The following is a 21456-nucleotide window of genomic DNA, read 5'->3' on the forward strand; positions in this document are numbered from 1 at the left end:
CGGGACCGGACCGGCGCGGGCGCAGCGGGCTCAGCCCGCCCGCCCGGCGCCCTCCGGCTGGAGATGGGCCATCAGCGTGCGGAACGCGTTCCAGGCCTCGGGATCGGTACCGTCGCCGAGCGGATACCACATCGCCGGAGCGCGTTCGGGTCCCACACGCTCCCCCGGAGCGGGGGCGCCTTCGGCGTGGGCGATCCCGATCTCGGCGACCGTCTCCGCCCCGATCGCCATCCCCACCGGCACGGGCACGCCCGACCACACCGGCGGGTAGGTCAGGTCCGCCCGGCCGGCGAACCGCTGGACGGTCATGCTCGTCAGCGCCCCGCGGTCGGCGAACTCCCGGCACACGCCGCGCAGCCGCTCCAGCGCGGGATCCACCCCCTCCGGGTAGCCCACGGCGAAGGTGACGACCTCCTTGACCCCTTCGACGACGCGCGTCGACCGGTGGGTGCCGATGAACGGGCGCTGCGCGGTCCCGGGCCCGGTGAAGACCGTCCACGTCGACTGCGGCGACCGGCGCCGGCACAGCGCCGTCAGCCGCGCGGTGTCCCAGTGCGACAGCGCCGGCTCGCTGGTGCCCCAGCCGGCCGGGTCCGCGCCGCCGAACGCCTGGGCCAGCAGTTCGATCCCCGTACCCAGGACCAGGCCCTCGCGGGCCTTGTGCCGCAGCCGCAGGTCGATCCAGAGCTGGCTGCCGGGTTCCCGGACGGGCCGCATGAACGTGGGCGTGGGGCCGTGCTGCACCCGGTGGCTCTTGCCCACCACGAACCCGGCCCGCCGGTCCCAGGCCAGCGGCACGCCGGAGAACCCGTCGAAGTAGCCGCTGCCGTCGGACTCCTCGACGACCCACCGCGCCTTCGGGTTCTGCAGGACGCTGCGCAGCGGCAGCGTGAGACGCGTATCGGGGGAGGTGAGCACCTGCAGCGACCTGTCGTCGGCGCCGCAGGCGGACAGCGCGTCGGTCAGCCACGACGACAGCGGCACCACGTCGCGGTCCTGCACCACGACGGCGGCCTGCTCGGTGGCGGTGTCGACAGCGGGGTGGTCGGCGACCACGGTCACCCCCTCCCCCCGTCCGCGCCGCCGGCGTCCGCCGCCGCGTCGGCGCCGGCCGCTCCCGGTGCCGGCGGCGCGGACGGGCGCTGCGGCCAGACCGCACCGCCCAGCCGTCCCGCCAGGGCGTCGGCGAACCGGTGGGCCAGCGCGGCCGCGTCGTCGCCCGCCCCCGGCGCGCGGGCCTCCACCCACCAGCACGGGTCGGGCATGTCCGCGGCCGCCCGGGCGCCGAGCAGCCGGGCGACCTCGTCGGGCACCTCGACTTTCTGGCCCGCCTCGATCGCCAGCAGCGAGCGTCCGGAATCGTCGGTGAGCCGGAGGACGGCGCCCTCGCCCGCGCCCACGACCTTCAGATCGGGCCCCGCGTCGACCATGGCGTCCACCAGCGCCCGCACGTCGGGCGCGCGCCGCACCAGCGCGACGACGTCGTATGTCACCGGCTCTCATCTCCCGTCCCGGTATCCGCGTCCAGAATCGCCGTCTGCATGAGACGCGGGGACCGGCCGCGGCGGATCCACCGTCCTCGACCGGGCGGCTGGTAGTTGGCGTAGATCTTGGGGAAGAGCTGCCCCTCGCTGCGGTCGCCCGACATCAGCAGGGAGCTGGCGCCGGTCTCGCGCATGGCCTGCACGAGCGGGTCGTACAGCCCGCGCCCGGCGCCCGCCACGCGGCGGCCGAGAACGAAGTGCAGGCCGATGTCGCGCCCGTTGGACACGAACGGCACGAACGGGGTCAGCGGCTTCTGGCCGGCGGTGGTGAGCAGGTCGTAGTCGTCGACCAGGACGACGATGCGGGGCCCGCCGAGCGTCCCGGTATCGGCCGAATCGGGGTCGGCGTCATCGGGCATGCGCCCTTCCAGCTCCTTGGCCACGCCCCCGGCCAGCCCCTGGCACATCCGCGCGTTGCTGGCGTAGCCGCCCAGATACGCCTCGGGGATGACGTTGCGCAGCGTGCGGCGCGGGTCCATGACCGCGAACACGACCTGGTCGGAGGGGTAGCGGGCGATGAGCCCCTCGGCCACCAGCCGCAGGAGGTTGGTCTTGCCGCATTCACCGTCGCCCAGCACCAGCAGGTTCTGATCGCGGTCGAACAGGTCGAGCAGCACGGGTTCGAGACCCTGCTCGTCGACGCCGATCGGCACCTGGGTGGGCTCGGTCTCGGGGCCGGGCAGCGTCGCCGCGGGCAGCAGGTGCGGCAGGATCCGTACGGGCGGAGCCGTCGTCCCCTTCCACGCGGTGCCGATGGCGCGGCACGTCTTCTCCACGACCTCGCCGAGGTTGTCGTCCTCGGCCAGCGAGTCCACACGCGGCAGCGCGACCTGGCCGAACAGCTTCTGGTCGGTGAGCGCCCGGCCCGGCGTGTCGGCGCCCAGGGTCTCGGCGAGCTTGCGGTCCACCGAGGAGTCGGAGGGGTCGTTGAGGTGCAGCTCCAACTTCTGCCCGAAGTTGGACTGCATGGCGATGCGGACGTCGTTCCAGCGCAGCATGGCCGCCACGACGTGGATGCCGTAGCCGCCGCCGCGCTGGAGCAGGTCCTTGACCGCGTCGTCGATCTCCTCGAAGTCGCTGCGGATCGCGCCGTAGCCGTCGATCAGCAGGACGACGTCGGCGCTGGGCAGATCGGGCACCTCGCCGCGCGCGTGCATGCGGCGCAGCTGCTGGATGGAGTCGATGCCGCGGTCGCGGAACACCTCCTGGCGCCGCTCCAGCATCGCGCGCACCTCCTCGACGGTGCGGCGCACGCGCTCGGCGTCGGTGCGCGCGGCCACCCCGCCGACGTGCGGCAGGTCGGCCAGGGCCTGGAGCCCGCCGCCGACCAGGTCGAGCGCGTAGCAGGAGACCTGGTCGGGGGTGTGCGTCAGCGCCAGTGAAAGCACCATGGTGCGCAGCAGCGTGGTCTTCCCGGTCTGCGGGCCGCCGATGATCGCGAAGTGCCCGCCCGAGGCCGACAGGTCGATGCTCCAGGTGCCCTGCCACTGGCGGGCGGCGTCGTCCAGCAGCCCGACCGGGACCTGCATCGGCCCGGGCGGCTGGGGCAGCCGCATGGCCTCGTCGGCGATGCGCACCGGGCCGGTCACCGCGTCCAGCGTGGTCGCCGACGGCAGCGGCGGCAGCCACACGCTGCGGGTGGGCTCGCCGACCCGGGTCAGCTGGTCGACCATCACGTCCAGCAGGGTGGGGCCCACGGTGCGGTCGGGCAGCGCCGACTCCTCGTCCTCGGAGGAGTCGGCCTGGGCGCCCTGGTGGGCGGCCCCGGCGCCGTTGTAGGCCGTGTAGGGGTACACCGGCGGCGGCCCCTCCCGCTCGTCGGCCTCCTCGGCGGCCACCTGGCCGCGGTAGGCGCCCGACACGTAGCCCGCCTTGAACCGCTGGTAGACGCTGGTGTCGACCTTGAGGTAGCCGAAGCCCGGCAGCGCCGGCAGGTGGAAGGCGTCGGGGGTGTCCAGGACCGTGCGGCTCTCCTCCTCGGAGAACGTGCGCAGGCCCAGCCGGTAGGACAGGTAGGTCTCCAGGCCGCGCAGCTTGCCGCTCTCGATGCGCTGGCTGGACAGCAGCAGGTGGACGCCGATGCTGCGTCCGATGCGGCCGATCGACAAGAAGAGCTGGATGAAGTCGGGGCGCGCGGTCAGCAGCTCGCCGAACTCGTCGATGATCACCAGCAGGTGGGGCAGCGGCGGCAGGCTGGGGTCGTGGGCGCGCTTGTAGTGGTAGTCGCCGATGTTGGCGACGTTGCCCGCGTCGCGCAGCACCTGCTGCCGCCGCTGCACCTCGCCGGAGAGGCTGGAGTAGGCGCGCTCGATCAGCGCGGCGTCGTCCTCCAGGTTGGTGATGACCCCTGCGACGTGCGGCATCTCCTCGAAGGGGGCGAAGGTCGCGCCGCCCTTGTAGTCGACCAGCACCATGCTGACCCGCTCGGGCGGGTGGGAGGCGGCCAGGGCGATGACCAGGGTCCGCAGCATCTCGCTCTTGCCGGAGCCGGTGGCGCCCACACACAGCCCGTGCGGTCCCATGCCCAGCTGCGCGGACTCCTTGAGGTCCAGGATGATCGGCTGGCCCAGGTCGTCGGCGCCGATGGGCACCCGCAGGAAGCCGCGCTCGCTGCGCGGCGCCCACAGCCGGGCCACGTCCATGTCACCGGGGTCCTCCACGCCCAGCATCGCGGTGAAGTCGGAGCTGCCGCCCTCCGCGGCGGCCTCCTCGACGGACTCGCGCGAGAGGCGCAGCGGCGCCAGCATGCGCGCCAGGCCGGTGATGTCGCCGATCCCGACGCCGTCGACGGTGCCGACGGCCGCCGCGCCCGCGGGGTCGTCCCTGCGCAGGTCCTCGATCCGGACCCGGTCGCCCTCGACGGTGATGCGCACGCTCACGTCGCCGGGCTCGTGGATCTGCGCGGCGGCGAGGTGCACGACGGTAGCGCCCAGCGCCGCGGGCGGAACCGCGTCGTCGGGGCGCACCAGCTCCTGGGCGACCGAGCCGTGGGTGTCGTGCACGACCAGCAGGCGCCGCATCGTCTGGTAGGCCTCGCGCTTGCCCATGCCGCGCCGCAGCTCGGCCGCGAAGTCGGTGCGGGCGCGCAGGTCGTCGGCGAGCAGCGTGCCGAGCTTGGCGGGGGTGGGCGCGATCAGCCGGGCGTAGGCGCCGTGCTCGCGGCGCTCGTGGTCGAGCGCCTGCGGCAGCCACTTCACCCACTCCCAGTCGGCTGCCGCCGACGAGGGGTGGGCCACCGCGAGGGAGACGTCCTCGGGCGCGTGGAACACGGCGAACTGCGCGAGCAGGGAGCGCATCGCCCGCAGCACGTCGGCGCGCTCGCCGATGACGCTGATGTTGCCGGTCATGTCCAGCGGCAGGGTCAGCGGCATCTCGGGCACGTGCTCGAAGCGCCGGATCGCGGCCTGGGCCTCCGACAGCATGAACGGGTCGGTGGGGGTGAGCGCCGACCCGCGCTCGCCCAGCCGCAGCGGCTGGCCCGGCATCGACCCCGTGCCCAGCCGCACCCGCAGGAAGTCGCGGTCCCTGCGGCGGCGCTCCCACAGCCGCGTGGGGTCGCGCACGACGTCGTAGAGCGCCGCCGGCGGAGGGTCGAGCAGCTGTGCGTACTCGCGGGCCGCGTCCTCGCGGCCGCTGAGGTCCTCGCGCAGCTCCTCCAGGTACTCCAGGTAGAGCTCGCGCTGGTTGCGGCGCTGGCGCGCGGCCTGGCCCCGGCGGGAGAGCAGCATGCCCAGTGCGGCGCACAGCGCGATCACCAGCACCAGGGCGCCGAGCGCCATGAACGCGGGGTTGCGCAGGACCATCATGACGGTGAGCGAGCCCATCATGGCGATCATCGGCAGAATGGACATGAGCTGGTTGCCCTGCGCATTGCCGTCGGGCAGGGTCGGCGGCGCCTCCACGTCGTAGGGCTCGCGCTGGGGCGAGGGGTGGACGGTGCGTGCCGGCCGATGCACTACGCGGGTGGTCACCAGCGCTCCTTTCCGCCTGGACGGGGACGATCCTATTCGGCGCGACGGGTTCCTCCCCTACCGTAATCGCGAGCGGTCCGGGCGGCGCGGGCCGCGATCCGCCGGTGGCGGACGCGGAGGGAGCCGCGCAGGCGCGCCGCGCGTCAGAGCAGGAGGGAGGGGACGGTCCGTGCACGAGCTGGAGATCGCCGGCGACGTCCACGCGCTGCTCGAAGGCCTGCTGCCGGTCTCCCTGCCCGGCGCCGGCTTCGACCGGGAGGCCTCGGCGGTGGTCCTCGGGTTCGGCTGGACCGAGCTGAGCGCGTCGACCTGGGGGCTGCTGGAGCGCTGCGCGGCGGCCGAGCGGGCCGAGTGGCCAGGAGTGGTCGACTCCTGGCTGCGCGAGACCGCCGACCGGGCCGCGATGGCCGTCGCCGAGATCGAGCTGCTGGGCGACGTGCGCGAGCTGCTGCGCATCCGCCTGGTACCGGCCATGTCCGAGGAGCGGCGCCGCGAGCTGGTGTGGACCCCGGCCGGCGCGCACTTCGACGCTCTGGTGGTGGTGGAGCACCCCGAGTACGGCGCACCGCTGACCCGGCACCGGGCCGGGCTGCTGCAGCTGCGGCGGCTGGGCTACGCCCTGCGCCAGACGCGCGAGCGCGAGCTGGCCGACGTCGTCGACTTCACGCGCCCGCTGGCCGCCGGGGGCGAGGTGCGGGTGGTCACCAAGCCGGGCAGCGCCTATGTGACGGTGCTGCTCAGCGAGCTGGACGAGCTGCTCGCCGAGGAGGACGGCGACGCCGCGCTGGTGGCGGTGCCGCGCTTCGACACGCTGATGGCGTACCCGCTGGCCTCGCGGGCGGCGCTGAAGGCTTTGCCCGCGTTCGCCGCGGAGGCCGCCGCACTGCACGAGAAGGCGGAGGAGCCGTGCTCGCGGCGGGTGTACCTGTGGCGCGCGGGAGAGCTGGCGGCCGTGGACCCGCGGCCGCGGCGGGCGCGTGCGCAGGTGAAGGCGGTCCTGCGGGAGACCGGCCTGCTGCGCCGCAGGAGCAAGAGCGCCCGCGGCGGGCGGAGCGCGGGCGGCGACCGGGAGGCGTAGCGGGCCGCCGTCCCGGACCACCCGCGAGAACGGGGCAAGGACCCGCCGGAACCGTCGACGGGGCGCCCCGTAGGCGAGAGGCGCAGGAAAGGCACGTGGCGCGACGGGCTTGGGGCGCCGGCCGATTGGCCGCATCAGGCCGCAGCCCCCGGATGTGGCCGCACACTTATCGTCGTTCCCCGCCGTCCCTGCAGCCCCGGCAATATCGGCCCGCACCCCTCTTCGGGTTCGCGGCACCGCAATCGGAGCCCGAACAGCGCCGCGGGGCGGGGGGATGGGGTTCCGGGCGTACGTTCCGCCACCGATCGGCTTCCGAGCAGGTCACGGGACACGGGTTTCGGTCACGACGTGCCGCGCCATTCGGGTTGGGACACTGGACCCGCGGCGGGACTATCGGCTCTCCTTTGGGTATCCGCCGGGTATCCGGCGAGTGGCAGGGCTCGGAGGGGAGGGGCGCGTGCTGGACGGCGATTGGCTCGCAGAGACCGGGGCGGAGATCCGCGGCGTCCTGAAGGTGATGGTGGACGCCGGGTGGCTTCCGGGCGGGACCGCCGTAGTCGGAACCGACAGCATGTGGGAGTTCGTGTCCGTCGGAGGGATCGGCGAGACCGTCGGCGACCACCCCGCGGCGCCCGACGTCCGCTACGACGTCGCGAGCCTGACCAAGGTCATGGCCACCTGGCCGCTGATGGGGCGCGTGGTGGCCGAAGGGCTCGTCGGGCTCGACGCCCCGCTGGGCTCCTACTTCTCCGGCGGCCCCTTCCCGGGAGGGCAGGTCACGGTGCGCCAGATCCTCACCCACACGTCGCGGCTGAACCCGGTCACCTGGCTGGAGCGCTACGTCGGCACCGAGCAGGACCTCGCCGAGGCGATCCTCGCCGAGCCGCTGGACGAGGAGGGCTACCGCTACATCGACCGCGGGTTCATCCTGCTGGGGCTGCTGCTGGAGCGGCTGCTGGGCGACCCGCTGGACCGGTTGGCGGGCGAGCTGTGGTCGGTGGCCGGCATGCCCTCGACCACCTACGGCCCGCTGTCGCGTTCGCCGGCGGTGGCGCCCACCGAGCGCCGCATCCCCGGCACGGCTCCCACCTGGGGCGTCGTCCACGACGAGGCGGCCGCGCTGATGGGCGGCGTCGCCGGCCACGCCGGGGTCTTCACCACGGCCATCGACCTGGGCGTGTTCGCCCGCGACCTGCTCCGGGTGCACGACCGCTCGCGGGGGCGGCGGGACGCGTTCTCCGAGTACCTCCGCCAGAGCTGGCGCCCGCAGGTGCCGGCGGACGAGCACTTCTCCCGCGGCCTGGCCTGGCTGGTCACCGACGACGGGCTGGTGTACCACCACGGCTACACGGGGGTCAGCCTGTTCCTGCACCCCGCTACCGGCCGCTACGTCGGCCTGCTCACCAACGCCGTCCACCACGGCCGCCGGCGGACCGGCCTGTTCGACCTGAGGGCGGCGGTGCGGGCCTCCTTCGCCGGCTGACGCGCCGAGGCGCCGGGGCGCCGGGGCGGGCCGGTGCCGAGCGGGACCGGGACGGCGTCAGGGCGGGTGCGCGCCGTTCGGGTGCTCCGGCGGCGCCGCATCGGGAGCGCGGTGGAGCCGCCGCCAGGCGAGCAGGCCGCCGACTCCGGGCACGAGCGCCGTGCACCGGGCCGCGGCGCCGGCGCGCTGCTCGCGCCAGACCGCGACGACGACGAACAGGTAGGCGCAGCCGTGGGAGGGGCCCAGCACCGAGGACACCGCTTCGAGGTGGACGGTCGCCAGGTTGGCCAGCATGAGGGCCAGCGTGGCGAGCTCGGCGTGCGCCGCGATGCGCAGATGGAGCAGGCGCACGGTCAGGCGCTCGTGGTCGAGCCGGGGCGGACGATCATCAGCACGGTGACGACCACCCACAGCAGGTTGAACACGCCGGTGAGCATGGCCAGGCGGGCCGGTGTCCGGGCAGCGGCGGCGGGGTCCGGGGCCTGCGCGGCGGCGAGCGCCGCACCCTGGTCGGGCAGGATCCGCAGGGCCAGGACGGCGGCGGCCGCCGCCGTCAGCACGATCGAGGCGACCAGCCACGGGCTCGTGAGCACGCCGAGGCTGCTCGCTGTGGCGAAGCCGAAGACGGGCACCGCGATCCCGACCGCCGCGTAGACGCGGCAGATGCGGTGCAGGATCCGCAGGCCCGTGACCGCGGCGCCGTCGCCCGGTGCGCTGTAGGCGCGGCGCAGGGCGGCGGGGAACATGCTCGCGGCGACGGCGACCGGTCCGACCGCCAGGACGGCGGCCACGACATGCAGGGAAAGGAAGAGCTTCGTCATGGCGGTCAGAGCTCCGCGGCGGCGGGGTCGGTGCGCTCGGCGCGGCGGTGCCCGGCGACCTTGGAGGCGGGGAGGCGGCCGGCAGCGGCGGTGCGGGTCAGCGTGTCGCCGTCGACCTCCGCCGCGAAGGCAAGGTTGAGCCGTATGGGCTTGGTGACGGCCTGCTTCCAGGTGAGCCGGTCGCCGTCCAGGACGAGGCCGGTCAGCGGGACCTCCTCTCCCGCCCCGTGGGCGGAGCCGGTCAGGACGCCGTCCTCGCGCCGGAGTTCGAGTACGGCGCTGATCGTGCCGACGGGAGTGGAGACGGACAGGTCCCAGGTGCCTTCGACGGGCATGCTGCTGCTCTTTCTGACGGAGCCGCGGGTGCGGCGCGATGCGGGGCGGCGGGCGTCCCGCGCGTAGCGGCGGGCGGGTGGGGCTGCGAGGGCGCGGAGGTAGGGGAGCGCGGAGGCGGAAGGGCACGCCCGTGGGGGCACGCGGGTCCGAAGACGCGGAGCCCGCGCGGGATCAGAAGGCGGCGGGGGACAGGCCCCGGTCCCGCCACACGGTGCCGCGGCGCTCGTGCTCGAAGAGGTCCTCGACGGCGTGCGCGACACGCGGACCGACCTCGCGCTCCAGCATGTACAGGGCCAGGTCGAGGCCGGAGGTGACGCCGCCGCCGGTCACGAGGTCGCCGTCGTCCACGACGCGGGCCCGCACCGCGCTGACGCCCGTGGCGTCGAGCATGTCCAGGCCCAGGTGGTGGGTGGTGGCGTGGCGCCCTTCCAGCAGCCCGGCCATCGCCGGGATGAGGGAGCCGCCGCACACTCCGCAGACGGTCACCCGCGGGTCCCGCAGCGCCTCGGCCAGCAGCGCGGGCAGCTCCGTGGTCCGCGTGCGGGCCAGCAGCGTCGGTATGTGCTCGTCCTGGTGCTCGTCGCCGATCCGCCCGGCGGCTCCCGGCACCAGCACCAGTCCGGGGCGCGTGGGGTCGAGCGCCGCCGCGGCGCGCAGGGACAGACCGCCAGAGCCGCTGACCACCTCGCGCGGCCCTTCGGCGGAGACCAGCTCGACGCTCACCCGGCCGCCCGATGCCGAGCCGCCGGCGTGGAACACCTCGAAGGGGGCGATGACGTCGAGGGGGTCGAAGCCGTCGAAGAGGACGATCTGGGTGTGCATGAACAGGGTCCTTCGCACGCTGCGGATGCGGCCTGAGCCGATGTCGCAACCGACGCTAGCGGGCGGCGACCCCACCGCCCAGTGGCGCGAGTGACACCTTCCAACGGAAAACCGACAGATCCAACGACCGGCCCGTGAGCTGGGACGAGAGTCGCACTACGGTCGCCGCGGCTGGGCGGTACCTCCGGCGGAGGGGTATCTTCTGGCCATGCACACTGTCGCCGTCCTCGCGCTGGACCGGGTGATCCCGTTCGACCTGTCCACGCCGATCGAGGTGTTCACCCGCACGCGGCTCCCCGACGGGCGGCCCGGCTACCAGATCCGCGTGTGCGCCGAGCGAGCGGAGGTCGACGCGGGCGCCTTCACCCTGCACGCGCACTGGGGGCTGGACGGGCTCGACGGCGCCGACACGGTCATCGTGCCCGGGACCGCCGCACCCGCCGCCCCGCTGCCGTCGGCGGTGCGCGACGCGCTGCGGGCGTCGGCCGCGGACGGTACGCGCATCGCCTCCATCTGCTCGGGCACCTTCCCTCTGGCGGCCAGCGGGCTCCTCGACGGCCTGCGCGCCACCACCCACTGGGCGGCGGCCGACGCCCTGGCCGCCGCGCATCCTGCCGTCGACGTCGACCCCGGTGTCCTCTACGTCGACAACGGGCAGATCCTCACCTCGGCCGGCGCCGCGGCCGGTCTCGACCTGTGCCTGCACATGATCCGCCGCGACTACGGCTCGGCCGTCGCGGCCGACGCCGCGCGGCTGTCCGTCATGCCTCTGGAGCGCGAGGGCGGGCAGGCGCAGTTCATCGCGCACGACCACGCGCCCGCGCCTCAAGGGTCGGTCCTCGAACCGCTGTTCGCCTGGCTGCAGGACAACCTGGCCGCCGATCTGACCCTGGCCGACATCGCCGCCCGCGCCGGAACCAGCACCCGGACCCTGATCCGCCGCTTCCGCGACCAGACCGGCACCACCCCGCTGCAGTGGCTGCACCGCGCCCGCATCCGCCGGGCGCAGCACCTGCTGGAGACCACGCAGCACTCCGTCGAGCGCATCGGCGGCCAGGTCGGCTTCGGCTCCCCTACGGCCTTCCGCGACCGCTTCAAGCGGACGACGGGTGTCAGCCCGCACACCTACCGCCGCAGCTTCGGCTGAGAGGGGCGCGCTCCAAGCACCGCGCGGTAAGAGTCAGAGGTCGCCGCTCTTCACGCCTGAGATGAACTCGTGCCAGGCGTCGGGGGGAAAGGGGAGGGTGGTGAGGTCTCTGTGCTGGGTGTCGCGGACGCGGACGGCGCTCTGTTCGGTACGGCATTCGAGGCACTCACTGCCTGCGTTGGAGTAGCCGGACTTGCTCCATTCGCCGTTGATCATGCGTGTTGAGCCTTCCTTATCAGGTCGACCGAGTCTGCTGGGGAGAGCGCCCAGCCTTGCAGGATGCCGAAAAGGGTGGAGAACCGCTGCACTTCCCGGGGGTTGTCGACCAGACCACCGCCGCTGGCGCTTTCAGTGAACGCAAGTGGTAGCCGGTCGGCGAAGGAGATCAACGTGAAGGCTCCTGATGCCTGGGCGATGTGGGTCGGCACGCCGTCGGGAACGACATATATACGCAACTGCCCTGATTCTGTCAGGTGGACCAGGTGGCAGAGCTGCTCGGCCACTGTCTCGGAGTCGCCGAGGCAGCCCCGGATCACCGCCTCCGGGACAACAGCCGAGAGCGCTGGGTCCCCCGCTTGCAGAAGGCGCTCGGCACGCTTGGTCTTGAGGGCCCAGATCGAATCGATCTCGCCGGGCTGATCCAAGGGGCGGCCGTATGAGAGGACGGTACGCGCGTAGGCGCTCGTCTGCAGTGATCCCGGTATCAGCGATGGATGATGGATCCGGAGCTCCACCGCAGCAGCCTCGGCATCCTCGACGCGCCTGTACCAGTCTGGATCTGCCGACCTGCGCGTGACATCCGACCAGCGGCGGAGTAGGGAGCCGTTGGTACTGAATGCCTGGTCCAATTCTCCTACAGTGTCCCTTTTTGGTACTCGCGTAGCTCGTTCAAGCTTCGAGAGCATTCCGGGGGTGATGGAGAGCAGGATTGATGCATCATGCAGTGACATTCCTTTTGACGTGCGGATACGTCGAATCTCTCGTCCGAATGCGACCCAGTCCGAATGCTGTCGCTCTGCCATGGCCCAAGTCTGTACCAAAGGAATTCACTGCGGTACTGCTTTGGACAAATCTGCGACGGCCGAGGGCAATCTGTGGAGCATCGCACCCAGGTTCCCGGACGCTGGTGACAAGCAGGACCCCGGCGGGTGCGGAGACACCCCCGGGGCATGGTCCCCAGCTAAAACGGAGCTGACGACATGGCGATCCTATCCGTCCCGTTCAGTCTCTTCCTCCGGCTCGTGCGGCCCTCGCGCGGGCTGCACGCCGCTCCTCCGCGGTTCGCGAGGTTCGAGCCGTGACCGCCGCGCCTCTCGTCCCGCGCACGCCGCACGACATCCCGCCCGGCGGCGGCGTCCGCTCCCGCGACGGCTCGCTGCGCTGCTCTCGGCCGGTCCCTCCCCTGGAACGGGGGTGGCGACGGTGACCGAGGAACCCGGTACGCCCAGGCTCGCCCACCGACGGTGGGACTGCCGGCTGTGTAGCCGTCCCAGCAGCGGCGACGCCTGCAACTACTGCGGCAACCCCTGGGAGGCCAACCTGTCCCTGCCCCCGCTGCCGCACCACCTGCCGCACCACCTGCCGCACGACCTGCCGGCCGCTCCAGAGCGCGGCAGGGCGCCCGCGCCCGCGCGCCCGTCCGCGCCCCCGCACACGACCCGGCCGCGGGGGCGCGCCCGTCCCCGGGCCGCGCGTGTCCGCGCCTTCGTGCTCGCCCTTCGCCCCGCGCCCCCGGACGGGGGAGGCGAAACGCCGCCGTGAGCATCGAACTTGTTCCCGGGACCGCACTCGGCGGCGAGAATGACCGCAGGGACACGGTCGACGCAGTACGGCCGACACACCCGCGCTGAACCTTGGAGGCAGGCATGACGTCCGGGCACCACGCCGCGAACCCCGAACACGGGTCCACGGACCCGACCTCCGATCCGACTCCCGATCCGGATTCCGATGCGGCTTCCGACCCCGGATCCCTGAAAGCCGAACTCCTGGAGCTGGAGCACCGGGGTTGGCGCTCCCTGTGCGACGGCACCGGCTCCGAGGTCTACGGCTCGCTCATGACCGAAGACGGGGTGATGGTCCTCGCCCACGGCGAGGTTTTCGACCGCCCGACCGTCGTCGCCTCGCTGCGGCACGCGCCTCCGTGGTCCGGCTACGAGATCACCGACGAGCGCCTGGTCGGCCTGGGACCCGGCAGCGCAGCACTGGTATACCGGGCTACCGCCTACCGCGAGGACCCCGGGTCCGAGTTCACCGCGCTGATGTCCAGCGCCTACACGCGCCGTGATGGCACGTGGCGCCTCGCCCTCTACCAGCAGACCCCGGTCCCGCCGCCCGCTCGCGGCGCCGAAGGGGCGTGACCCTGCGCGCCGACACCATGGGGACGGGCGACCGGTGCCGGGGCCGACCCGGTGCCGGGCCGAGACTCCTCCGTTCCTGCGCCGCGGATACAGCGGACACCAGGGCGAGCATGGTGTCCGGCCGACCGACCGACCGGACCGCTCCGCCCCGGACCGCGAGCGGAGGCCCGGGCCCGGTCACCGGTCCTCGATCGCCTCGCGCAGCGCGGCGAGCAGGTCGGCGATGCCCGGCGGGCCGTCGACGACCAGGTCGGCTCGTGCGGCAAGCTCGGCGACCTCGTCGGAGCCGCTGCACACGGTGATGCCCGGGAGGCCTTTCTCGCGCAGGCGCTCCACGGCCTCGAAAGCGGCCAGGTCGCCGAGGTCGTCTCCGGCGTAGAGAACGGCGGCGCCGTCGCCGGCGTCGGCCGCGACGCCGGCCAGTGCGGCGCCCTTGTCCATTCCGGCGGGCCGCAGCTCGATCACGCGGCGGCCGGGCTCGACGGTGAGCCCGGCGCGCTGGGCCAGTGCGGCCAGCGGAATGCGCAGGGTCTCCAGGGCCGCGTCGGGGTCGGCGGCCCGGCGGGTGTGCACCGCCAGCGAACGGCCCTTGTCCTCGATCGCGGTGCCCTCGTGGGCTCCGGTCTTGCGCAGCAGCTCGGGAAGCTCCTCGCGGACCAGAGCGACACCGGCGGGCGGCTCGGGTGCGGTGACGCGGCCGTACTCCCAGCGCTCAAGGCCGTAGTGGCCCAGCACCAGGACGCCGTCGACGTCCGCGAGGCCGCCGTACTCGACCGCCACCGCGGCCGGCCGCCCGGTGATGATCACCAGGCGGCCGACCAGCGGCGCGAGGCGGGAGAGCTCGGCGGTCACGCCCGGATAGGCGCGTGCGTCGGCGGGATCGGAGACGATCGGTGCCAGCGTGCCGTCGAAGTCGAACGACAGCACGGCGTCGGCGGGACGCTGGACGATCCGGTCCAGCGCGGCCGCACCCTGCTCGGAACCGGGTGTGGGCAGAGGCATGAGCGGTCGTCTCGTTCCCGTTCGGGGTTGCGGGCGAAGGGAGTGGGCTGTGTCGTGCGGGTCGCGCCCTGACACGTCCCTCATCTGGAGTATGCCCTCGGATTGCGCGGCGGTCGTCGTGCGCCGCCGTGCGTCGCTGAACGTGCGCCGCTACAGCTGGATACCCAGTTGGCGGGCCGTGCGCCGCCGGCGGCGGTTGGCGCGCAGCCGGCGGAGCCGCTTGACGGTCATGGGGTCGAAGGCGAGGGCCTCGGGGCGGTCGACCAGCCCGTTGAGGAGCTGGTAGTAGCGCGTGGGAGAGAACCCGAACTCCTCGCGGATGGCCTGTTCCTTGGAGCCCTCCAGCTTCCACCACTGGCGTTCGAAGGCCAGGATGCGTTGTTCCCTCTCGTCGAGCTCGCGCTCCTCGCTGGAGGAAGCCGCGGGCGTCTCCGCTTCGCTGGGATGGGCGGAGGGTTGCTGATCGAATAGCCCTGGATCTGACATTGGGCGCCTCCTCGTCCGGATTGGCGCGACTCATGGTAGCGACTTCCCGTGGGGGGTGAGGAGGCGAACAATCATGATGGGGCCGCGGGGTAAGTGTTCCCTGTCCTCGGAGCCCCGCGGTCGGGCGCGGCGTCCCGGGCCCGGCCGCCGTGTCGGCCGCCGGACCGCCGAACTGCGCGTACGTGGAACAATGACCCGGATACCCGCCGAGGACGGGCCACGTGAGTCGGGGCTGGGGGTTGAGTGTTGGGCGTTACCGGCGTATCTGTGATCTGCCGCAACCGCGCCGCCGCGCGTATGGCCGGGGCGGTCGCGTGCGCGGTCGCGCTGCTGGCCCCGCCGGCGCCTCCGGTCGCCGCGAGCGCCGACACCGGCGGCGAGCTGCGGCCCGAGCAGTGGGGGATGGACGCCGTCGGCGCCGCCGATGCGGCCGACCGCAACGACGGCGGCGGCGTGCTCGTGGCCCTGCTGGGCGGCGGAGTCGACGCCTCCCACCCCGACCTCGGCGACGGCTTCACCGAGGGGGACGCCTTCGCCGCCGGCCCGGGATCGGGGGGCGGCGCGACACCCCTGGCCGGGATCATCGCCGGACGCGGGCACGGCCGGGAGTACACCGGCGGCGTCGTCGGCGTGGCCCCCGGCGCGGACCTGCTGTCCGTGCGCGTGGCCGAGGGCGGCGAGGACGCGTCCGACGCGCTCAACCAGGGCATCCGCTACGCCGTCGACGAAGGAGCCCAGGTGGTCCTGCTGCCGTCGGAGCCCGCGAGCGCCGAGCCGGACGAGGCGGTGGCCGCCGCTGTCGGCTACGCCAACCGCAACGGCGCCCTCGTCGTGGCACCCGCCGGCGAGGGCGGCTCCGCCTACCCCGGCGCCTACGAGGGCGCGATGGCCGTCGGCGCCGTCGGCGAGGACCTCGCGCTCACCGGCGACTCGCCCGCATCCGGCGTCGACCTGGTGGCCCCCGGCGCCGGGATCCGCGCTCCAAAGGCGGGCGGCGGCTACACGACCGCCGAGGGCACCGCTGCGGCCGCAGCGTTCGTCGCGGGCGCCGCCGTGCTGGTGCGCGCCGAGTACCCCCAGCTGCGGCCCGGCGAGGTCGCCGACGCGCTCACCTCGGGCACCCGCGACGGCGCGGCGGGCGCACAGGCCCCCGGCTACGGCGCGGGCGTGCTCGACGCCCCCGCCGCCATGGAGCGGGCCGCCTCCTCCGCTGAGGGCGAGCCGCTGTTCGACGAGGGCTTGGCCGACCAGCCCCGCGAGGAGGGGTCCGGGCTGCCGGTCTGGGCGCTGTGGACGGTCGGCGCGCTGCTGGCCGTGCTCGTGGCCCTCGTCGCTGCGCTGCTGGTCCGGCGCGCCGGTGCGAACCCCTACGACCTGCCTTCCCGCCGGTCCGGGCGCGGACGCGGAGGCGCCGAGGACCAGGGGGAGCGCGACGACCGCGAGCCGGTCGGTGCGGAGGCCCGCTCCGGCGGCACGCGGCGCACTCCGGCGGCGCGCCGCCGCGGCGGGCGCCGGCGGCGCTGAGACCGGTGCCGCTGCTCGCCGCGGCGTGCAGCTCCGGGCCGGGTCCGGCCGGGCTCCCCGGTGCGGTGGTCCGGTGCGGGAGTGCCGACCGCGCCCGGCGGCTCCCGTGCGCAGGCTTCCGCGAGAACAGGCAGGCGGCGCGGAGCGCGTCCCCGGGGGCGGCGACTCGACCGGCGTCCGGCGCCCGGCGACCGGCGGGCGCAGAGCGCCCCCGCGCACCCGCGTACCGCCGCCAGCCCCGGCGACGCCGGGGATCCCGGCCGCCGAGCACCTCCCGCGGCGTCCCAGCCGTGCCGTTGAGTGACCGCGGGCGAGCTGTACGTGGCCTCTGAACAGGCGTTTTCCCCGATGGGCGCCTTGACGAAGGGCGCCGGGCATAGAAGTCTGGCGGAATGTCCCCCAACGAGTCGACCGACCGGTCGCCCCTATCCCGCACACCCGGCGTCCCTGCGCCCCTCCCCTCGCGGCGGGGAGGCGACGTCGCGCAGGCGGCCGCAGCCGCGCTCGCCCCGCCGCCGCACTTCGTCGACGGCCGGGTGGTGGTCGTCGAGGCCGACCCGAAGTGGCCCTACCTGTTCCAGCGCGAGGCCGACCGCATCCGCGGGGCGCTGGGCGCCGCCGCGCTGGAGGTCGAGCACGTCGGATCCACGGCGGTGCCCGGCCTGAGCGCCAAGCCCTGCGTCGACGTGCTGCTCATCGTGCCCGACCCCGGCGACGAGGCGGCCTACCTGGCCCCGTTGGAGGCCGCGGGCTACGCGCTGTGGCACCGCGAGCCCGAGGCGGACGGCCACCGCGTGCTGCGCGGCCCGGACGTGAACACCAACGTGCACGTCTACGGGCCCGGCGCAGGAGAAGCCGAGCGGCTGCGGCTGTTCCGCGACCGCCTGTGCGCCGACGCCGGAGACCGCGAGCGCTACGACCGCACCAAGCGCGAGCTGGCGCGGCGCACCTGGGACAGCCTGGACGACTACACCGACGCCAAGGCCGCCCTGGTGGAGGAGATCATCGGCCGCGCCCGCGAGTCGGCGGCCGCGCGCGCCGAGTGACCGCCGCGGCGCACCGCCCGGCCGGGGCGCCGGCCCGCGCTGCTCCGGCGCCCGCGTGCGCCCGCCCGCTGGGGGAGCGCGCTACCTCAGGGCACGCAACTGCTCCTCGAACCAGCGCTTGGGCGGCAGCGCTGTGCCACTCTCGACCAGGCGCTCGCAGCGCGCGCGGCGCTTGTCGTCGGGCATCTCCAGCGCCTTGCGAAGCGCGCCCGCGGTCTGGCTGATGTCGTAGGGGTTGACCAGGAACGAGTTGGCGCCGAGCTCGTCGGCCGCACCGGCCTCGGTGGAGAGCACCAGCGCGCACCCGTCGTCGGAAAGCGCCGGAGCCTCCTTGGCCACCAGGTTCATCCCGTCGCGGATCGGGTTGATCAGCAGTACGTCGGCCATGCGGTAGGCGGCCAGCGAGCGCGGGAAGTCGTCGGTGAGCTCCAGGACGAGCGGAGTCCAGTCGGCGGTGGCGAACTCCTGGTTGATCTCCTTGGCCACCCGCTGCACCTGCTCGGTGTACTCGCGGTACTCCGGCACGTCGCCGCGGCTCGGGTAGGCGAAGGCCAGATGGGTGACCCGGCCCTGCCATTCGGGGTGCTCACGCAGCAGCTCGCGGTAGGCCTCCATGCCGCGCACGATGTTCTTGGACAGCTCGGTGCGGTCGACCCGCACGATGAGCCTGGTGTCGCCGACGCGCTCGCGCAGGGCGGTCCGCCACTCCTCGACGTCGGCCGCCGCCGCCCGCCGGCGCAGGCTGTCGGCGTCGGCGCCCAGTGCGTGCACTCCCACGTGGACCAGCCGCCCGCCGAACTCCACGGTGCGCCGGTCCCAGTCGACATCGATCGGCAGGAACGTCTCGCAGCAGTGCAGGAACGCCTCGGCCCAGCGGCGGCTGAGGAAGCCGAGGTGGTCGGCGCCGAGCATGCCCTCCAGCAGCTCGCGGCCGACCTCGCCGGGCAGCATGCCGAAGTACTCCGGGGGCGCCCACGGGGTGTGCGAGAAGTGGGTGATGCGCAGGTCGGGGCGGCGCTGGCGGAGCATGCGGGGCACCAGGGCCAGGTGGTAGTCCTGCACTGCCACGCGGGCGTTGTCGGCGGAGCCGGTCAGCAGCGCTTCGGCGAAGGCGGCGTTGTAGGAGCGGAAGCCCTCCCACTGGGCGCGGAACGCGGCGTCGAAGCGCGGCTTGTTGGGGGTGTCGTAGAGCATGTGGTGCACGAACCACAGCGTCGAGTTGGCCACGCGGGTGTAGGCGTCGGTGAAGGTGTCCGGCGGGATGTCGAGCATGCGCACGCGCATGCCGCCCAAATCGAAGCCGGCCAGGTCGAGCCGCGCCTCGGGAGCCCGGGCGGCGGCCGTGCGGTCCGCCTCGGACAGGGCGGCGCACACCCACAGCGTGTCGGTCGTCTCCGCGACCGAGCTCAGCCCGGACACCAGGCCGCCCCCGCCGCGCCGGTAGTCGAGGGAGCCGTCTTCGCCGATCGAGAAGGACACCGGTCCCCTGTTGGAAGCCACGAGGATCTGCGCCTTGTCCACCTGATCGTCCACCTCTCACCTGTCACCGTGAATCGCGCCCGACGTCTCATTGCACTACACCGGTACCGCTGACAACAGGGCCCGCTGCGCAAAGGTGTCATAGGTCTCGCCTGCCCGGGCCCCGTGCAAACCCGCCGGTTCCCCGCGGTCCCGGGGGAGGGCGCGCCGAATCCGGCCCCGGCGGCGCGGCGCCGCAGGTACGGGCGCCACTACCCCGGCGCAGCGGCGTCAGGCGTGTTACCCGGATCACTCTCCATGGAAATTCGGACGAAACGTGAGCTACAGTGGCGTGCGGATTCCGCTGCGCCCCCAGTGCCCAACTGCGGATCCCGACAACTTCATATTGCTCATCCAGAGGGGTGGAGGGACCGGCCCTGCGAAGCCCCGGCAACCATCTCGGTTTGCGCTACTCGCGATCCTGCGAGGCGGCCGAGGCAGGTGCCAACTCCGGCCTGGGGCCAGATCGGTCAGCCAGGAAAGATGAGGGGAGACGCCTCGCATGGCGATTACCGCCACGGAAACGGACACGCCCTCCGCCCGCGCCTTCGGCCCCGCCGCCGCGCTGTCCTGCCGCGAATGCGGCGAACGCTACGACCTCGCGCCCCGCTTCGCCTGCGAGTTCTGTTTCGGGCCTCTTGAGGTGGCCTACGAGTTCGGCGAGGTCACCCGCGAGGCCATCGCACGCGGTCCGAACAACGTCTGGCGCTACGCCGGCCTTCTCCCGGTGCCGGGCAACGTCGCCGAGCTGCCGAACATGAACCCCGGACTGACGCCGCTGGTGCGCGCCGACCGGCTGGCCGCCGAGCTGGGGATGCGCTCGCTGCACGTCAAGGACGACTCCGCCAACCCCACCCACTCCTTCAAGGACCGGGTGGTGGCCATGGCCGTCGAGGCCGCCCGCACCTTCGGATTCCGCACCCTCTCCTGCTCCTCCACCGGCAACCTGGCCGGCGCCGTGGGCGCCGCCTCGGCCCGCGCCGGGTTCCGCTCCTGCGTGTTCATCCCCGCGGGCCTGGAAGAGGGCAAGGTCGTCATGGCGGCCGTCTACGGCGGCAAGGTCGTGGCCATCGACGGCACCTACGACGACGTGAACCGCTTCTGCTCGGAGCTGATCGGCGACCCGGCCGGCGAGGACTGGGGCTTCGTCAACGTCAACCTGCGGCCCTACTACGCCGAGGGCTCCAAGACCCTGGCCTACGAGATCGCCGAGCAGCTGGGCTGGCGCCTGCCCGAGCAGATCATCATCCCCATCGCCTCGGGCTCCCAGCTCACCAAGATCGACAAGGGCTTCCGCGAGCTGATCGAGCTCGGCCTGGTCGAGGACCGCCCCTACAAGGTCTTCGGCGCCCAGGCCACGGGCTGCTCACCGGTGGCCGCCGCCTACGAGCAGGGCCACGACGTCATCCAGCCGGTCAAGCCCGACACCATCGCCAAGTCGCTGGCGATCGGCAACCCCGCCGACGGCCCCTACGTCCTCGACGTCTGCCGGCGCACCGGCGGCGCGGTCGCCCGCGTCGACGACGCGGCGGTGGTCGACTCCATCGCGCTGCTCGCCCGCACCGAGGGCGTGTTCGCCGAGACCGCCGGCGGTGTCACCACCGGCGTGCTGCGCAAGCTGCTGGACGAGGGCACCCTCGACCCCCAAGCCGAGACCGTCGTGCTCAACACCGGCGACGGCCTGAAGACCCTGAACGCCGTCGAGGCCGGGGTCACCGCGACCATCAAGCCCTCCCTGGACGTGTTCAAGGAGGCCGGGCTGCTCTAGAGCGCCCGGACAACCCCCGCAACCGCCGGCCGGCGAGCGAGTCAAGGAGTTACCGCAGTCATGAGCGTCAGTGTCCGCGTCCCGACCATCCTGCGCACCTACACCAAGGACGAGGCCGAGGTCAGCGCCGAAGGCGAGACCGTGCAGGCCGTGCTGTCCGACCTGGAGGCCAAGTACCCCGGCATCAAGGCGCGCATCGTCGACGACGCCGGGAAGATCCGCCGCTTCGTCAACGTCTACGTCGGCGACGAGGACGTGCGGTTCGCCCAGGGCCTGGACACCCCGACCGCATCGGGCACCCAGGTCTCGATCATCCCGGCCGTGGCCGGAGGCTGCTGACCCCGGGCCCTGATCCCGGCGCGCCCGGCCGGATCCGGCCGGGCGCCCAGCCCGCGCCCCGCCGCCCCCGAGGGCGGGGCGCGGGCTTTTCCGCTTCCGGCCGCGAGGCGTCATTGACCTGCGGGTAACGCCGTGGCGAAGTCTGGTTAGGGCATTTGCACTCGCCTAGGGGGAGTGCTAATAATGGGGTCGCTGGCACTCTGACAAGCTGAGT

20 protein-coding genes and 1 riboswitch are annotated in these 21456 nt (G+C 73.6%); of the genes, 8 read left to right on the plus strand and 12 right to left on the minus strand.

Going from position 1 to position 21456, the window contains the following annotated elements:
- Positions 1-30: 30 nt before the first annotated feature.
- Genes ABEA15_RS10170 through eccCa form a run of 3 tightly spaced genes read right to left on the minus strand, consistent with a single transcriptional unit; the run spans position 31 to position 5515 of the window.
- Positions 31-1062 carry a DUF6177 family protein gene (locus ABEA15_RS10170; RefSeq protein WP_345556425.1) on the minus strand — a complete coding sequence of 344 codons (1032 nt, stop codon included), beginning with the start codon at positions 1060-1062 and terminating at the stop codon, positions 31-33.
- Positions 1059-1493 carry a hypothetical protein gene (locus ABEA15_RS10175; RefSeq protein ID WP_345556426.1) on the minus strand — a complete coding sequence of 145 codons (435 nt, stop codon included), beginning with the start codon at positions 1491-1493 and terminating at the stop codon, positions 1059-1061. Before ABEA15_RS10175 ends, ABEA15_RS10170 begins: the two co-directional genes overlap by 4 nt.
- Complete coding sequence (gene eccCa, locus ABEA15_RS10180; RefSeq protein WP_345556427.1) at positions 1490-5515, minus strand: type VII secretion protein EccCa; 4026 nt, start codon at positions 5513-5515, stop codon at positions 1490-1492. Before eccCa ends, ABEA15_RS10175 begins: the two co-directional genes overlap by 4 nt.
- A 169-nt stretch (positions 5516-5684) precedes the next feature.
- Between eccCa and ABEA15_RS10185 the strand changes: the two genes are divergently transcribed.
- Both ABEA15_RS10185 and ABEA15_RS10190 read left to right on the plus strand, forming a co-directional pair.
- Complete coding sequence (locus tag ABEA15_RS10185) at positions 5685-6593, plus strand: hypothetical protein (protein WP_344142626.1); 909 nt, start codon at positions 5685-5687, stop codon at positions 6591-6593.
- Positions 6594-7050: 457 nt separating this feature from the next.
- Positions 7051-8076 (plus strand): serine hydrolase domain-containing protein, encoded by a 1026-nt coding sequence (locus ABEA15_RS10190; protein ID WP_345556428.1) that lies wholly within the window; start codon positions 7051-7053, stop codon positions 8074-8076.
- A gap of 57 nt (positions 8077-8133) precedes the next feature.
- Here ABEA15_RS10190 and ABEA15_RS10195 read toward each other — a convergent pair whose 3' ends face one another.
- From ABEA15_RS10195 to ABEA15_RS10210, 4 genes are all read right to left on the minus strand, one after another.
- Positions 8134-8427 carry a hypothetical protein gene (locus tag ABEA15_RS10195; RefSeq protein ID WP_345556429.1) on the minus strand — a complete coding sequence of 98 codons (294 nt, stop codon included), beginning with the start codon at positions 8425-8427 and terminating at the stop codon, positions 8134-8136.
- 2 nt (positions 8428-8429) lie between these two features.
- On the minus strand, positions 8430-8897 hold the full coding sequence (locus ABEA15_RS10200) for a DUF2269 family protein (RefSeq protein ID WP_345556430.1): 468 nt from the start codon (positions 8895-8897) through the stop codon (positions 8430-8432).
- Between the two features lie 5 nt (positions 8898-8902).
- Positions 8903-9232 carry a hypothetical protein gene (locus ABEA15_RS10205; protein WP_345556431.1) on the minus strand — a complete coding sequence of 110 codons (330 nt, stop codon included), beginning with the start codon at positions 9230-9232 and terminating at the stop codon, positions 8903-8905.
- A gap of 172 nt (positions 9233-9404) precedes the next feature.
- Positions 9405-10055, minus strand: coding sequence for a DJ-1/PfpI family protein (locus ABEA15_RS10210; protein WP_345556432.1), 651 nt, complete (start codon positions 10053-10055; stop codon positions 9405-9407).
- Between the two features lie 208 nt (positions 10056-10263).
- Here ABEA15_RS10210 and ABEA15_RS10215 point away from each other — a divergent pair, with 208 nt between their 5' ends.
- Positions 10264-11202: a GlxA family transcriptional regulator gene (locus ABEA15_RS10215; protein ID WP_345556433.1), complete on the plus strand. Its 939-nt coding sequence runs from the start codon at positions 10264-10266 to the stop codon at positions 11200-11202.
- Between the two features lie 33 nt (positions 11203-11235).
- Here the strand turns inward: ABEA15_RS10215 and ABEA15_RS10220 are convergent, their stop codons facing one another.
- Together ABEA15_RS10220 and ABEA15_RS10225 are read right to left on the minus strand one after the other, a co-directional pair.
- Positions 11236-11418: a DUF397 domain-containing protein gene (locus ABEA15_RS10220; protein ID WP_345556434.1), complete on the minus strand. Its 183-nt coding sequence runs from the start codon at positions 11416-11418 to the stop codon at positions 11236-11238.
- A complete protein-coding gene (locus tag ABEA15_RS10225) occupies positions 11415-12224 on the minus strand; it encodes a helix-turn-helix domain-containing protein (RefSeq protein WP_345556435.1) in 810 nt (269 codons plus the stop codon). Before ABEA15_RS10225 ends, ABEA15_RS10220 begins: the two co-directional genes overlap by 4 nt.
- Positions 12225-13067: 843 nt before the next feature.
- Between ABEA15_RS10225 and ABEA15_RS10230 the strand changes: the two genes are divergently transcribed.
- Entirely contained in the window at positions 13068-13559 is a 492-nt protein-coding gene (locus ABEA15_RS10230) for a nuclear transport factor 2 family protein (protein ID WP_344142637.1), read from the plus strand.
- Positions 13560-13736: 177 nt separating this feature from the next.
- On the opposite strand, the gene otsB is transcribed toward ABEA15_RS10230, so the two are convergent.
- Both otsB and ABEA15_RS10240 read right to left on the minus strand, forming a co-directional pair.
- Positions 13737-14561, minus strand: coding sequence for a trehalose-phosphatase (otsB, locus tag ABEA15_RS10235; protein WP_345556436.1), 825 nt, complete (start codon positions 14559-14561; stop codon positions 13737-13739).
- A gap of 150 nt (positions 14562-14711) precedes the next feature.
- Positions 14712-15047, minus strand: a complete 336-nt coding sequence (locus ABEA15_RS10240) for a DUF3263 domain-containing protein (RefSeq protein ID WP_344142639.1) — start codon at positions 15045-15047, stop codon at positions 14712-14714.
- Positions 15048-15314: 267 nt separating this feature from the next.
- Between ABEA15_RS10240 and ABEA15_RS10245 the strand changes: the two genes are divergently transcribed.
- Positions 15315-16571, plus strand: coding sequence for a S8 family serine peptidase (locus ABEA15_RS10245; protein WP_345556437.1), 1257 nt, complete (start codon positions 15315-15317; stop codon positions 16569-16571).
- A gap of 392 nt (positions 16572-16963) precedes the next feature.
- Positions 16964-17617, plus strand: a complete 654-nt coding sequence (locus ABEA15_RS10250; protein WP_344142641.1) for a GrpB family protein — start codon at positions 16964-16966, stop codon at positions 17615-17617.
- 81 nt (positions 17618-17698) lie between these two features.
- Here ABEA15_RS10250 and ABEA15_RS10255 read toward each other — a convergent pair whose 3' ends face one another.
- Positions 17699-19138 carry an alpha,alpha-trehalose-phosphate synthase (UDP-forming) gene (locus ABEA15_RS10255; protein ID WP_345556463.1) on the minus strand — a complete coding sequence of 480 codons (1440 nt, stop codon included), beginning with the start codon at positions 19136-19138 and terminating at the stop codon, positions 17699-17701.
- Between the two features lie 344 nt (positions 19139-19482).
- A riboswitch (SAM riboswitch) is annotated at positions 19483-19625 on the plus strand.
- A gap of 12 nt (positions 19626-19637) precedes the next feature.
- Here ABEA15_RS10255 and thrC point away from each other — a divergent pair.
- Positions 19638-20903 carry a threonine synthase gene (thrC, locus tag ABEA15_RS10260; RefSeq protein ID WP_345556439.1) on the plus strand — a complete coding sequence of 422 codons (1266 nt, stop codon included), beginning with the start codon at positions 19638-19640 and terminating at the stop codon, positions 20901-20903.
- Between the two features lie 60 nt (positions 20904-20963).
- Complete coding sequence (locus ABEA15_RS10265; protein ID WP_311546692.1) at positions 20964-21242, plus strand: MoaD/ThiS family protein; 279 nt, start codon at positions 20964-20966, stop codon at positions 21240-21242.
- The last annotated feature ends 214 nt before the right edge of the window (positions 21243-21456 follow it).

Source organism: Streptomonospora halophila (genome assembly GCF_039542725.1).
Taxonomy (GTDB): domain Bacteria; phylum Actinomycetota; class Actinomycetes; order Streptosporangiales; family Streptosporangiaceae; genus Streptomonospora; species Streptomonospora halophila.